Consider the following 13,045-nt stretch of genomic DNA (forward strand, 5'->3'; position numbering starts at 1 on the left):
AACCGGGGGGATGTACGCCGGTGGTCACCGGGAGCGGAGGGTCCGCGAACGGCGACCACCGGCGTACGCACATGTCCGCCACAGGGACCCCCGCGGGGACATCCGCGCACGTCCGGGCCTACGGCGACTTGTAGGGTGAAAGTCGCATCACCGAAGCGTCGCGACGTCGGACGCTGGTCAGCCGACCGACAGGAGTTCATCTATGACCCGCACCCTGGTCAACGGCGATTACAAGGTCGCCGACCTTTCCCTGGCCGCCTTCGGGCGCAAGGAGATCCAGCTCGCCGAGCACGAGATGCCCGGCCTCATGGCGATGCGCCGCGAGTACGCGCAGTCGCAGCCGCTGCGCGGGGCCCGCATCACGGGCTCGCTGCACATGACCATCCAGACCGCGGTCCTCATCGAGACGCTGGTGGCGCTCGGTGCCGACGTACGCTGGGCGAGCTGCAACATCTTCTCCACGCAGGACCACGCGGCCGCCGCGGTCGTCGTCGGGCCGACCGGGACCGTCGACGCGCCGGCCGGCGTACCGGTCTTCGCCTGGAAGGGCGAGACTCTCGAAGAGTACTGGTGGTGCACGGAGCAGATCCTGCTCTGGCCGGGCGGCGAGGGCCCGAACATGATCCTCGATGACGGCGGCGACGCGACCCTGCTCGTCCACAAGGGAGTGCAGTTCGAGGCGGCGGGCGCGGTTCCGTCGGCCGGCCCCGAGGACTCCGAGGAGTACGCGGTCATCCTGTCGGTCCTGCAGCGTTCGCTGACCGAGGACGCCAAGCGCTGGACGAACGTCGCGGCCCAGATCAAGGGCGTGACCGAGGAGACCACGACCGGCGTGCACCGGCTCTACGAGATGCACACCGGCGGCTCGCTGCTCTTCCCGGCGATCAACGTCAACGACTCGGTGACGAAGTCCAAGTTCGACAACAAGTACGGCTGCCGGCACTCGCTGATCGACGGCATCAACCGCGCCACCGACGTCCTGATCGGCGGCAAGGTCGCGGTCGTCTGCGGCTACGGCGACGTGGGCAAGGGCTGCGCGGAGTCGCTGCGCGGCCAGGGCGCGCGGGTGATCATCACCGAGATCGACCCGATCTGCGCGCTGCAGGCGGCCATGGACGGCTACCAGGTCACCACCCTGGACGACGTGGTCGAGACGGCCGACATCTTCGTCACCGCGACCGGCTGCAAGGACGTCATCACCGCCGACCACATGGCCCGGATGAAGCACCAGGCGATCGTCGGCAACATCGGCCACTTCGACAACGAGATCGACATGGCCGGCCTGGCCAAGCTGCCGGGCGTCGCCAAGGAGAACATCAAGCCGCAGGTCGACGAGTGGATCTTCGCCGACGGCCACACGATCATCGTGCTCTCCGAGGGGCGCCTGCTGAACCTCGGCAACGCCACGGGCCACCCGTCGTTCGTGATGAGCAACAGCTTCACGAACCAGGTCATCGCCCAGGTCGAGCTGTTCACCAAGACCGAGGAGTACCCGGTCGGCGTCTACGTGCTGCCCAAGCACCTCGACGAGAAGGTCGCCCGCCTGCACCTCGACGCGCTCGGCGTCAAGCTCACCGAGCTCAGCAAGGGGCAGGCGGAGTACCTGGGCATCCCGGTCGAGGGCCCCTACAAGGCGGACCACTACCGGTACTGATCATTCTTCGGGCCCGGGGCATTCAAGATCAAGATCTGTTTGTCCCGGGCCCGACTTACCGACGCTCACGTCCGACGATCTTGCGCGAGTGTCTCGAATTTCGTCCGGTGTGGCCGAATTGCCCGGACATTCGCGCAAGATCGGCGCAGTTGGGTGAGCGGGGTTGATCTTGCTAGTCCCCGATGGTCGCCAGGTACAGCTCGCCGGTTCCCTCGATGCGCAGCGGGCCGCCGCCGGCCGCGCCGAACGCGGCCTCACCGCCGCGCAGCATTGTCGGGCCGGCGTCGTCGGTGACGGTGAACTCGCCTCGGAGGCAGAGGACCGTACGCGGACCCTCCGGGTCGAGAGTCGCGGTTCCGGTGATGCGGTGCAGGGCGAAGTCGTCGACCGGAACGGGCCAGGTGACAACGTTGTCCCGCACCGGGACCGCCGGCAGGATCGGATCGAGGAGCGGCTCGAAGCGCAGGACCGCCAGCAACTCGTCCACGTCGACCCGCTTGGGCGTGAGCCCGCCGCGCAGGACGTTGTCGCTGGCCGCCATGATCTCCACCCCCACCCCCCGCAGGTACGCGTGGAGGTTCCCCGCCGGCATCCAGATCCCGTCGCCGGGTTCGAGGGTGACGTGGTTGAGCAGGAGCGCGACCAGTACTCCCATGTCGTCCGGGTACCGGGCGGCCAGTTCGCCGGCGAGCGGGTGCGCCGCGGCGGCCGCGACCAGCTCCCGGCGCTCCCCCGCCGGCCAGCGCAGCAGCGTCTCCACGGCCTGGCGGAGGTCGCCGGCCGCGAGCAAGTCCACCACAACGGCCAGCGCGGGGATGCCGAGTGCGTCGAGGACCTTCGCCGACGCGTCGGCCGGCCGGAATCCGCAGAGCGCGTCGAAGGGCTCGGTCGCGACCAGCAGTTCGGGCTTGTGATTGCCGTCCACGTAGTTCACGTCACCGGCGGCGTACGCGCTGCGGGCCCGGTCCAGATCCGGATGGGCCTGCAAGGACAGCGGCGCGTCGGCGGCGAGGACCTTGAGCAGGTAGGGCAGCCGCGGCCCGAACCGCTGCTCGACGGCGTCACCGAGCAGCGAGGGTTCGTCCGCGATGGCCTGATCCAGGGGACCGGACGGCAACCGGGACGGCCCCGACGGATGCGCGCCGATCCACAGCTCCGCCTCGGGACCGTCGGCCGCCGGCCGGCCCTGCAAGGCGGCGATGGCGGTACGCGATCCCCAGGCGTACGGCTGAATGATGCTGGTGAGGGGCTGCATGACCGGGCTACCCGACGGCGGGGGCGGGATCGTCGGCCGGAACCCGGTAGAGATCAGGCTCGATGTAGATGACGCGCGCGATCGGCACGGCCGCGCGGATGCGCTGCTCGATCGCGTCGATCCCGGTCACGATGCGCTCGGCGGAGTCGCCGTGCCGAATCGCGATCTTCGCCGCCACGAGGAGTTCCTCGGGACCGAGGTGCAGCGTACGCATGTGGATGATCCGTTCGGCCTCGTCGCCGGACAGGATCGCCCGCTCGATCGCGTCCACGTCGGTGTCGGTCGCGGCCTCGCCGAGCAGCAGGCTCTTCGTCTCGAAGGCCAGGATGACCGCGATCGCGACGAGCAGCAGGCCGATCATCGCCGTGCCGGCCGCGTCCCACCGGCCGTCGCCGGTCACCAGGGTCATCGCCACGCCGATCAGGGCGAAGACGAGGCCGATCAGCGCGCCGAAGTCCTCCAGCAGCACGACCGGCAGCTCGGGCGCCTTGGCCCGGCGGATGAACTGGCTCCAGCTCGCCTTGCCGCGGATGTGGTTGGCCTCCTGGATGGCGGTGCGGAAGGAGAAGCCCTCCAGGCCGATGGAGACGACCAGGACGAGGATCGGCAGCCACGCCCAGCTCTCGATCGGGTGCGGATCATGCCACTTGTGGTACGCCTCGTACAGCGCGAACAGGCCGCCGACGCTGAACAGCACGATCGACACGATGAAGCCGTAGATGTAGCGCTCCCGGCCGTAGCCGAACGGGTGCCGAGGGGTGGCCTCCCGTTTGGCCCGCTTGCCGCCGACCAGCAGCAGAACCTGATTACCTGAGTCAACTACGGAGTGGATGGCCTCCGCCAGCATCGAGGACGAACCGCTCAGGGCAAAGGCGATGAACTTCGTCACCGCGATGCCCAGGTTCGCCGAGAGGGCCGCGATGACGGCCTTGGTGCCTCCTCCAGAGCTCACGCTCGCAATTTCTCCTTCAACTCGGTGACGGCCGGCACCGCCATCGGGTCCAATCCATGCGCCAGCCCGAGGTAGACGGACGCGAAGTCGGGGACGGCCACCAGCGACGCGAAGCGCTCCAGCACCGAGCCGCCCTCGGCGGTCACCAGCGTGCACCGGATGCCCCGGCGGTCGCAGAGCGCCTGGACGGCCTCGATACGGCGCTGCTCGACGGCGGCGGGCGTACTGATCTCGTCGTCGGCGAGGCCGCCGTCCTGCAGCAGGGTCACCGACAGCCGGGTCGCCGTGTCGTCGACGTCCTCGGGGTCGGCGAAGATGTCGCGGGTGGACTCGGCGAGGGCGCCGAAGTAGCCGTCGAGCAGACCGACCCGGCCGCGCCCGGCCTCGCCCAGCTCACCGGTGATCACCGGGTAGCGCGCGTTGGCCGACAGCGTGTCGCCGAAACGGCGGGCGGCCATCGAGGCCAGCGGCGAGGAACCCCACACGACCGGCACGGAGCCGGCCAGGGCGATCGCCATGCTCTTGGCCGGATTGACGAAGCTCTCGGCCGTCGGGCGGCACCGGTCGGCGTCCGCGTCCAGGCGCGAGGCCGTCTCGGCGAGGTCCGCCTCGGTGATCTTCACCAGGCCCAGCGCCCGCGCCGCGAGCAGCACCGGCACGGTCAGCGCCCACAGGCTCGCCCGCGCGGCGGCCCGCCGGGGTACACCGACGAACGGCGCCCGGGCCCGCTCGGCCACCGCCTCCAGCGGCGAACCGGGAGCACCGATCGCGACCAGCCGGGCCCCGCGCCGCGCCGCGGCCTCGGCCGCCGCCAGCGCCTCCGGGGAACGGCCGCTCGCCGACACCGCGATCACCACGTCCGCCGCGCCCACCCAGCCGGGTACGCCGGAGTGGCGGTGCGCGAGCACGGGCACGGGACAGCGCGGTCCGGCCACGGTCGCCAGCAGATCACCGGTACGCGCGGCCGTGCCGGCGCCGGCGATCACGATGGCCCGGGGCCGGCCCTCGTCGGCCAGCCGGGTCAGGTTCACCTCGGCGGTCAGCGCGGTCGACTCGCGTACCTGGGAGCCGGCGGAGGCCGTCGCCCGGAGCATGCCGCCCGGATCGTTGGCCTCCAGGCCGGCCGCGTCGTCCAGCAGCGCCTCGTCGACGGTGCGGGAGCCGCGTACGCCGGCCGCGCCGTCGACGGGGTTCATCACTGGATCACCTCATCGAGCAGCAGCACCGGCAGACCGTCCCGGACCGGGAAGACCCGGCCGCACGAGGTGCAGGTGAGGGTCTGCGCCTGGTCGTCGAACGTGAGTGGCGCGTGGTCCTCCGCGGGACACGCCAGGACTTCGAGCAGCAGCGGATCCAGCGTCGGCGAGCCCTCCGGCGAGCCGCCACCCTGGGTTCGGCCAGCCGGGGTGGGCTCGCCCGAGCCGCCAGGAGTTCGGCCAGCCGGGGAGGGCTCGCCCGAGCCGCCAGGAGTTCGGTCAGCAGACATGCGCAGCAGCCTACCCGCGCACGATGGCGAGAACCTCATCACGCAACGCGGCCACGCGCTCGGCGGACGGGGCCTCGATGTTGAGCCGGAGCAGCGGCTCGGTGTTCGACGGGCGCAGGTTGACCCAGGCGCCGTCGTCGAACGTGATCGTGAGGCCGTCCAGCTCGTCCTGCGGCCGGTCGGCGAAGTGGTCCTTGACCTCGGCGAGCTTCGCCTTGCCGTCGGTCACAGTGGAATTGATCTCACCACTGGCGGCGTACCGCTCGAACCGGGCGCCGAGCTCCGACAGCGGCCGGTCCTGACCGCCCAGGGCGGCGAGGACGTGCATCGCGGCCAGCATGCCGGTGTCGGCGCCCCAGAAGTCGCGGAAGTAGTAGTGCGCCGAGTGCTCTCCGCCGAACACCGCGTTCGTGGTGGCCATCTCCGCCTTGATGAACGAGTGCCCCACCCGCGTACGCACCGGGTGGCCCCCGTTCTCGGTGACGATCTCGGGCACCGCCTTCGAGGTGATCAGGTTGTGGATGACCGTGCTGCCGGGGTACTTGGCGAGTTCCCGGGTGGCGATCAGAGCGGTGATCGCGCTCGGCGAGACCGGCGCTCCGTCGGCGTCCACGATGAAGCAGCGGTCGGCGTCGCCGTCGAACGCGACGCCGAGGTCCGCGCCCTCCGCGACCACCCGCGCCTGCAGGTCGACGATGTTCTTGGGCTCCAGCGGGTTGGCCTCGTGGTTCGGGAACGAGCCGTCGAGCTCGAAGTACATCGGCACGATGTCCAGCGGCAGCGCCGGCAGGAGCGCGTCACCGAGCACGGCCGGCACGGTGTGGCCGCCCATGCCGTTGCCCGCGTCCACCACGACCTTCAGCGGCCGGATGCCCGACAGGTCCACCAGCCCGCGCAGGTGCGCCGCGTAGTCCGCGAGCATCTCCCGCTCGGAGTAGCCGCCCACCAGCTCGCCGGTCTTGGCGTCGCTGTCGAGCAGTTCCTGGGCGATCTCCTGTACGCGTGCCAGCCCCGACTCCTGCCCGACCGGCTTCGCACCGGGGTAGCAGTGCTTGATCCCGTTGTACTTGGCCGGGTTGTGGCTCGCGGTGAACATCGCGCCGGGCAGGTCCAGGATGCCGGAGGCGTAGTACAGCTCGTCGGTCGAGCAGAGGCCGACGTTGATCACGTCGAAGCCCTCCGCCCGCGCGCCCTCGGCGTACGCCTCGATCAGGCCGGGGCCCGATTCGCGCATGTCGTGGGCGAGCACGATGGTCCGCTGGGTCACGCCGCGCTCGACGAGGACCCGGGCGAACGCCGTGCCGATCGCCCGCGCGATGTCGGCGTTCAGCTGGTCGGGCACCGTTCCCCGAACGTCGTACGCCTTGATGATCTGGGACAGATCGGGCACGGCTGCACTCCTCATGACTCGGCGGATCGCTCGCGTCACAGCCTAGTCAAGCCGGGCCGGGCCGCGAGCCGAGGCCGCTACAGATCGAGTGCTACAGATCTATGCCGGTCAGTACCATCACCTTCGGGTCGGTGTAGTCGTCCATGGCGCTGCGCAGGCCCTCACGCCCGACGCCCGAGCCCTTGAGCCCGCCGTAGGGCATCTGGTCGGCCCGGAAGGACGGCACGTCGCCGACGATCACGCCGCCGACCTGGAGCACCCTGTGCGCGTGGAAGGCCGTCTGCAGGCTGTGCGTGAACACCCCCGCCTGCAATCCGTACGCCGAGTCGTTGACCTGCTCGAACGCATCCCCATCGGAGTCCGCCGGGCCGAGGACGAGGACCGGGCCGAACACCTCCTCGCAGCTCACCTTGGCGTCGGCGGGGACGTCGGTCAGGACGGTCGGCGCGATGGTCGAGCCGTCCCGCGTACCGCCGGCGAGGACCCGTGCGCCGCCGGCGACCGCTTCGGCGACCCACTGCTCGATGCGATCGGCCGCCGCGGCGTTGATCACCGGCCCCACCTGTACGCCGTCCGCCCCCGGATCGCCCGTCTTGAGCGCTTCGACGGCGGCGACGAGGCGGGGCGTGAACCGGTCCAGCAGCCCGGACGCGACGATGACCCGCTGCACGGCGATGCAGCTCTGACCGGCCTGGTAGTTGCCGAACAGGGCGATCCGCTGGGCCGCCCAGTCGAGGTCGGCGTCGGAGGACCAGTCGGCGCACACGACGGCCGCGGCGTTGCCGCCGAGTTCGAGGGTGACGTGCTTGTCAGGCACCGCCCGGCGGATGGAGGCGCCGACCGGCCCGGATCCCGTGAACGAGACGACCGGCAGGCGAGGGTCGGCGACCAGCCCGGGAGCGTCCTCGTTGGGCACCGGCACCACCGAGTACGCCCCGGCGGGCAGGTCGGTCTCGGCGAGGATCTCGCCGAGCAGCAGGGCGCTCAGCGGCGTGGCCGGCGCCGGCTTGAGCACGATCGGGGCGCCGACCGCGATCGCCGGGGCCACCTTGTGCGCCACCAGGTTGAGCGGGAAGTTGAACGGCGAGATGCCGAGCACGGGCCCCTTGGGGAAGCGGCGGACGACCGCCATCCGGCCGGCCGCGGCGGCGTCGGTGTCCAGCCGCTGCAGTTCGCCCGAGAACCGGCGGGCCTCCTCGGCCGCCCAGCGGAACGTCGAGACCGCCCGGCCCACCTCGCCCCGCGACCAGACCAGCGGCTTGCCGTTCTCGGCCGTGATCAGGGCGGCGAACTCCTCGGCCCGCTCGGCGATCCGGCGGCTGACGTGGTCGAGCGCGGCGGCCCGGGTCGCGGCCGGCGTACCGGCGAAGGTGGCGGCCACGTCGGCGGCGGCCTGGACCGCCCGGTCGACCTGCTCCGGCGTCGCGTACGTGGTGCGGCCGACCTCCCGTCCGTCGTAGGGCGAAAGGACGGGAAGTTCCGCCGCGCCGTGCTCAGGCTTGCCGGCGATCCAGATGGGCTCGACCATGAACCCGAGCCTAGTCCAGCCCCGGTGGGCGATACCAAGGCCTCGACACGGAAATAGTTGCCGACCATCTTGCTTGCGACGAAATCAGTGGCAAGGATGCTCAGAAACAACCCGAATCCGGAGCGGATGATGGACAGAACGCTGCGTAACTTCATCAACGGCGAACACCGGGCACCGGCCGAGGGCCGCCACGCCGACCTCGTCGACCCGAGCACGGGCGAGGTGTTCGCGTCCGCGCCGGTCTCCACCGCGGAGGACGTCGACCTCGCCATGAAGGCGGCCAGCGCCGCGTTCCCGGGCTGGCGCGACGCCACGCCGTCCGAACGCCAGCGCGCCCTGCTGAAGCTCGCCGACGCCGTCGAGGCGCACGCCGAGGAGCTGGTGGCGCTGGAGAGCGAGAACACCGGCAAGCCGCTCGGCCTGACGATGAGCGAGGAGATCCCGCCCGCCGTCGACCAGCTGCGCTTCTTCGCGGGTGCGGCCCGGATGCTCGAGGGCCGGGCCGCCGCCGAGTACCTCGCCGGCCACACCAGCTACGTACGCCGCGAGCCGATCGGCGTCTGCGCCCAGGTCACGCCGTGGAACTACCCGCTGATGATGGCCGTCTGGAAGTTCGCCCCGGCCATCGCGGCCGGCAACACCGTCGTCCTCAAGCCGTCGGACACCACGCCGGTGTCCACGCTGCGGCTGGCCGAGCTGGCGGCGGAGTTCCTGCCGGAAGGCGTACTCAACGTGGTGTGCGGCGACCGGGACACGGGCCGCGCGCTGGTCACGCACCCGGACCCGCAGTTCGTCTCGATCACGGGCTCGACGCGCGCGGGCATGGAGGTGGCCGCGGCGGCCGCGCCGGACCTGAAGCGCACCCACCTGGAGCTGGGCGGAAAGGCGCCGGTGCTGGTCTTCGAGGACGCGGACCTCGCGGCGGCGGCCGAGGCGATCGCGCTCGCCGGCTACTTCAACGCGGGCCAGGACTGCACCGCGGCGACCCGGGTGCTGGTCGCGCCGGCCGTGCACGACGAGTTCCTGGCCGCCCTGACCGAGCAGGCCCGCAACACCAGGACCGGCCGGCCCGACGACGAGGACGTGCTCTTCGGCCCGGTGAACAACGTCCACCAGCTGGAACGGGTCCAGGGTTTCCTGAACCGGCTGCCCGACCACGCGACCGTGACCACCGGCGGGCAGCGCGTCGGCGACCGCGGGTTCTTCTTCGCCCCCACGGTGATCGGCGGCGTACGCCAGACCGACGAGATCATCCAGGACGAGGTGTTCGGCCCGGTCATCACCGTGCAGTCCTTCGAGGACGAGGCGGACGCGATCCGGCTCGCCAACAACGTCCGCTACGGCCTGGCCTCCAGCGTCTGGACGCGCGACCACGGCCGGGCGATGCGGGTCAGCCGCGCGCTCGACTTCGGCTGCGTCTGGGTCAACACCCACATCCCCCTGGTCGCGGAGATGCCGCACGGCGGCTTCAAGCACTCCGGCCACGGCAAGGACCTGTCCATGTACGGCCTGGAGGACTACACCCGGGTCAAGCACGTCATGCACAACATCGGGATGTGATCATGTCCGCCTCCGAAGACCTGCACAAGCGCCGCCTCGCCGCCGTCGCCCCCGGTGTCACCTCGGCCATCTCCTCCTATGTGGACAATGCCGCCGGGGGTACGCTCACCGACGTCGACGGCCGCGAGTGGATCGACTTCGCCGCGGGCATCGCGGTGACCAGCGTCGGCAACAGCGCCCCACTCGTGGTGCAGGCCGTCCAGGACCAGGTCGCCCGGTTCACGCATACCTGCTTCATGGTCGCGCCCTACGAGTCCTACGTGTCCGTCTGCGAACAGCTCAACGCGCTGACGCCGGGCACCTTCGAGAAGCGGTCGGCCCTGTTCAACTCCGGCGCCGAGGCCGTCGAGAACGCCGTCAAGATCGCCCGGTACGCGACCCGCCGCCCGGCCGTCGTCGTCTTCGACCACGGATACCACGGGCGTACGAACCTGACGATGGCGCTGACCGCCAAGGTGATGCCCTACAAGGACGGGTTCGGCCCGTTCGCGCCGGAGATCTACCGGGCCCCGATGTCGTACCCGTTGCGTGACGGGCTGTCCGGCGAGGCTGCCGCGGCCCGCGCCATCGACATCATCGAGAAGCAGGTCGGCGCGTCGAACGTGGCCGCGATCCTGATCGAGCCGATCCAGGGCGAAGGCGGCTTCGTCGTACCGGCGCCTGGATTCCTGCCGGCGCTGGCGGACTGGGCCCGCTCGGCGGGTGCCGTGTTCATCGCCGACGAGATCCAGACCGGGTTCTGCCGCACGGGCGACTGGTTCGCCTCGACCCACGAGGGGATCGAGCCCGACCTGATCACCACGGCCAAGGGGATCGCGGGCGGCCTGCCGCTGGCCGGAGTCACCGGCCGGGCGTCCATCATGGACACGGTGCACGCCGGGGGTCTCGGCGGCACCTACGGCGGCAACCCGATCGCGTGCGCGGCGGCGCTGGGCGCGATCGAGACGATGCGTACGCTCGACCTCGCCGCGGCGGCCCGCCGGATCGGAGCCACGATCACCGACCGCCTGGCATCCCTCGACCACCCCGCCATCGCCGAGGTACGCGGCCGCGGCGCCATGGTCGCGGTCGAACTGGTCAAGCCCGGCACCCTCGAACCGGACGCGGCCCTCACGTCCTCCATCAACAAGGCGTGCCACGCGGCGGGACTACTGACATTGACGTGTGGCACCTATGGAAACGTGTTCCGATTCCTCCCGCCGCTCGTCATGCCGGACGCCATTCTGGAGCGCGGACTCGACATCCTTTCCCACGCATTCGATAATAACCATTAACCATTGTTCCAATATAGACAGAGAGCACGCTTCAGGCCCGGAAGTGTCCTAGATGTGCCTCGAACGGTCGACCTACAGTGACTCCGCCGACGCGCTGAATAGTCGATCCGCGAGGCGAATCAATGGACGCTACTCTGGAGGAGGAACCGTGTCCTACACGCAGCTGGAGGCCCGAGTGCGCGAACTGGAGGACAACCACGTGCGCAAACTGGGCGAGGACGACGCCGCCCTTTACGACATGGTGAAGGAGGCCAATACGGGTGTGAGCACCGTCGGCCGGAAGGTCGCCGCACTCCACGGCGAGTTCACGGAGTTTCGCGCGGAGACGGTTCGCCGCTTCGACACTCTGGAGACCCGGATCGAAGAGGTGGACGCCAGGGCGCAGGTTCGTGCCGATGATCTCGAACGATCGATGAATACCAAGTTCTTTATGGCCGAGCATCAGATGCGTGTCGAGTTCGCGAAGGCCGACGCGAAGATGGACCGCGGCTTCGCGGCGGCCGACGAGCGGATGAACCAGCTCAACAGCAAGATCGACGGCGTGCACAGCGAGCTGACCCAGAAGGTCGACACACTGGGCGGGAAGATCGATCTGATCCTGGACCACCTGAAGATCGGCTAGCCGACAGCGCTGGCTGGAGGTCGGGGCGGGGCCGCCGCATCATGCGACGACCCCGCCCCGAAAGCACTGCAACCCTAGGCGTCGGCGAGCCGGGCCGCGCCGATCCGCATCCCCCACGGGCTGCCGTACTCGCCGAGCTTGTCGAGGAACGGGAGCGCGTCGAACGCTTCCGCACCCAGAACCCCGGTCCCCGACCACTGCCCCGACGCGAGCAACTCCAGCGCGATCACCGGGTTGACCGCCGTCTGCCAGACGACCGCCTGGTGGCCGTACTCGTCCATCGACCAGGCGTTGTCGACCACGTGGTAGAGGTAGACCTCCTGGTACTCCCCGTCCGTTCCGACTCCGGTGACCAGGGTGCCCGCGCAGGTCTTGCCCCGCATGCGGTCGCCCAGCGTCGCCGGGTCGGGCAGCCGGGCCGCGAGGACGTCGCGGGGGGACACGTCGACGCCGCCGACGCGTACCGGGCGGGTGGAGTCGAGGCCGAGCTTGTGGATGGTCTTGAGCACGTCGATGAACTCCGCGCCCAGGCCGTACTTGAAGGTCACCCGGCGGGATCTGATCCACCGCGGGATCAGCAGGACTTCCTCGTGTTCGACGTTGACGCACTCGACCGGGCCGATGCCTTCGGGGAAGTCGAACACCTCCGGTTCGCTGAACGGCTCGGTCGTGAACCAGCCGCGCCCTTCCTGCCAGATCACCGGCGGATTCAGGCACTCCTCGATCGTCGTCCAGATCGAGAAGCTCGGCGCGAACTCGTAGCCGTCGACCGTGATGTTCGACCCGTCGCGTACGCCGATCTCGTCGATCTCGGTGAACAGGTGGTCGGCGGCGTAACGGGCGAAGATGTCGGACAGGCCGGGTTCGACGCCGATGCCGACGAGGGCGAGCCGGCCGTCCTCCCGCCACTTCCGCTCGGCGGCGAACTGCTCGTCGCCGAGCTTGATCCCGGTGTCGGTGTAGGGCCGGTCCGGATGCGGCGTGGACAGCGACATCGCCATGTCGAGATAGTCGGCGCCCGCCGCGTACGCCCCGTGGAAGATCGGGAGCACGAAGCGCGGGTCGACGGCGTTGAGCACGTGCGTGATGCGGTGTTCGCGGCAGAGTTCCGCGACCGCGACGGCGCTGGACGCGTCGACCTGGGCCGCGGTGAACCGGATGTCCAGGGCCGCGACGGCCTTCTCGGCCCGGGCCAGGGAGTAGTCGGCGACGACGAAGGCGTCGAAGAATGATCGGCGTGCGGCGATGGCCGCGGCGGCGCTGCCGACGCCGCCCGCACCGATGAGCAGGATACGCATGATGGAAGTCCTTGCTGGCCCGCGGG

Annotated in this window: 11 protein-coding genes; 4 read left to right on the forward strand and 7 right to left on the reverse strand. The window is 70.3% G+C overall.

The window, feature by feature from the left end; translation table 11 throughout:
* Positions 1-202 precede the first annotated feature (202 nt).
* Positions 203-1,654 carry an adenosylhomocysteinase gene (gene ahcY / locus G401_RS0130870; protein ID WP_027345528.1) on the forward strand — a complete coding sequence of 484 codons (1,452 nt, stop codon included), beginning with the start codon at positions 203-205 and terminating at the stop codon, positions 1,652-1,654.
* Positions 1,655-1,826: 172 nt separating this feature from the next.
* Here the strand turns inward: ahcY and manA are convergent, their stop codons facing one another.
* The 6 genes from manA to G401_RS0130900 form a co-directional block, all read right to left on the reverse strand.
* On the reverse strand, positions 1,827-2,909 hold the full coding sequence (manA, locus tag G401_RS0130875) for a mannose-6-phosphate isomerase, class I (protein WP_027345529.1): 1,083 nt from the start codon (positions 2,907-2,909) through the stop codon (positions 1,827-1,829).
* A gap of 7 nt (positions 2,910-2,916) precedes the next feature.
* A complete protein-coding gene (locus G401_RS49590) occupies positions 2,917-3,861 on the reverse strand; it encodes a cation diffusion facilitator family transporter (RefSeq protein WP_034593657.1) in 945 nt (314 codons plus the stop codon).
* Positions 3,858-5,057: an SIS domain-containing protein gene (locus G401_RS0130885; RefSeq protein WP_034593658.1), complete on the reverse strand. Its 1,200-nt coding sequence runs from the start codon at positions 5,055-5,057 to the stop codon at positions 3,858-3,860. The genes G401_RS49590 and G401_RS0130885 overlap by 4 nt, the downstream gene beginning before the upstream one ends.
* Complete coding sequence (locus tag G401_RS57965) at positions 5,057-5,218, reverse strand: Trm112 family protein (RefSeq protein ID WP_027345531.1); 162 nt, start codon at positions 5,216-5,218, stop codon at positions 5,057-5,059. Before G401_RS57965 ends, G401_RS0130885 begins: the two co-directional genes overlap by 1 nt.
* Before the next feature lie 139 nt (positions 5,219-5,357).
* A complete protein-coding gene (locus tag G401_RS0130895; RefSeq protein WP_027345532.1) occupies positions 5,358-6,737 on the reverse strand; it encodes a phosphomannomutase/phosphoglucomutase in 1,380 nt (459 codons plus the stop codon).
* Positions 6,738-6,828: 91 nt separating this feature from the next.
* A complete protein-coding gene (locus G401_RS0130900) occupies positions 6,829-8,265 on the reverse strand; it encodes an aldehyde dehydrogenase family protein (RefSeq protein WP_027345533.1) in 1,437 nt (478 codons plus the stop codon).
* 126 nt (positions 8,266-8,391) lie between these two features.
* Here G401_RS0130900 and G401_RS0130905 point away from each other — a divergent pair, with 126 nt between their 5' ends.
* The 3 genes from G401_RS0130905 (at position 8,392) to G401_RS0130915 (ending at position 11,721) form a co-directional block, all read left to right on the forward strand.
* Positions 8,392-9,825: a gamma-aminobutyraldehyde dehydrogenase gene (locus G401_RS0130905; protein WP_027345534.1), complete on the forward strand. Its 1,434-nt coding sequence runs from the start codon at positions 8,392-8,394 to the stop codon at positions 9,823-9,825.
* 2 nt (positions 9,826-9,827) lie between these two features.
* Complete coding sequence (gene gabT / locus G401_RS0130910; protein ID WP_027345535.1) at positions 9,828-11,099, forward strand: 4-aminobutyrate--2-oxoglutarate transaminase; 1,272 nt, start codon at positions 9,828-9,830, stop codon at positions 11,097-11,099.
* Positions 11,100-11,247: 148 nt separating this feature from the next.
* The gene (locus G401_RS0130915; protein ID WP_027345536.1) at positions 11,248-11,721 is read left to right on the forward strand and encodes a hypothetical protein; all 474 of its coding nucleotides are present in this window, start codon (positions 11,248-11,250) and stop codon (positions 11,719-11,721) included.
* Between the two features lie 74 nt (positions 11,722-11,795).
* Here G401_RS0130915 and G401_RS0130920 read toward each other — a convergent pair whose 3' ends face one another.
* Complete coding sequence (locus G401_RS0130920) at positions 11,796-13,019, reverse strand: saccharopine dehydrogenase family protein (RefSeq protein WP_027345537.1); 1,224 nt, start codon at positions 13,017-13,019, stop codon at positions 11,796-11,798.
* Positions 13,020-13,045: the final 26 nt, after the last annotated feature.

The organism is Hamadaea tsunoensis DSM 44101, from assembly GCF_000428945.1.
In the GTDB taxonomy this organism is placed as follows: Bacteria; Actinomycetota; Actinomycetes; order Mycobacteriales; family Micromonosporaceae; genus Hamadaea; species Hamadaea tsunoensis.

Coding starts and splice junctions, on each gene's coding strand:
- G401_RS0130905 (WP_027345534.1), top strand. CDS start 8,392: ATGATGGACAGAACGCTGCGTAACTTCATCAACGGCGAACACCGGGCA.
- gabT (WP_027345535.1), top strand. CDS start 9,828: ATGTCCGCCTCCGAAGACCTGCACAAGCGCCGCCTCGCCGCCGTCGCC.
- G401_RS0130900 (WP_027345533.1), bottom strand. CDS start 8,265: ATGGTCGAGCCCATCTGGATCGCCGGCAAGCCTGAGCACGGCGCGGCG.
- manA (WP_027345529.1), bottom strand. CDS start 2,909: ATGCAGCCCCTCACCAGCATCATTCAGCCGTACGCCTGGGGATCGCGT.
- G401_RS0130885 (WP_034593658.1), bottom strand. CDS start 5,057: ATGAACCCCGTCGACGGCGCGGCCGGCGTACGCGGCTCCCGCACCGTC.
- ahcY (WP_027345528.1), top strand. CDS start 203: ATGACCCGCACCCTGGTCAACGGCGATTACAAGGTCGCCGACCTTTCC.
- G401_RS0130920 (WP_027345537.1), bottom strand. CDS start 13,019: ATGCGTATCCTGCTCATCGGTGCGGGCGGCGTCGGCAGCGCCGCCGCG.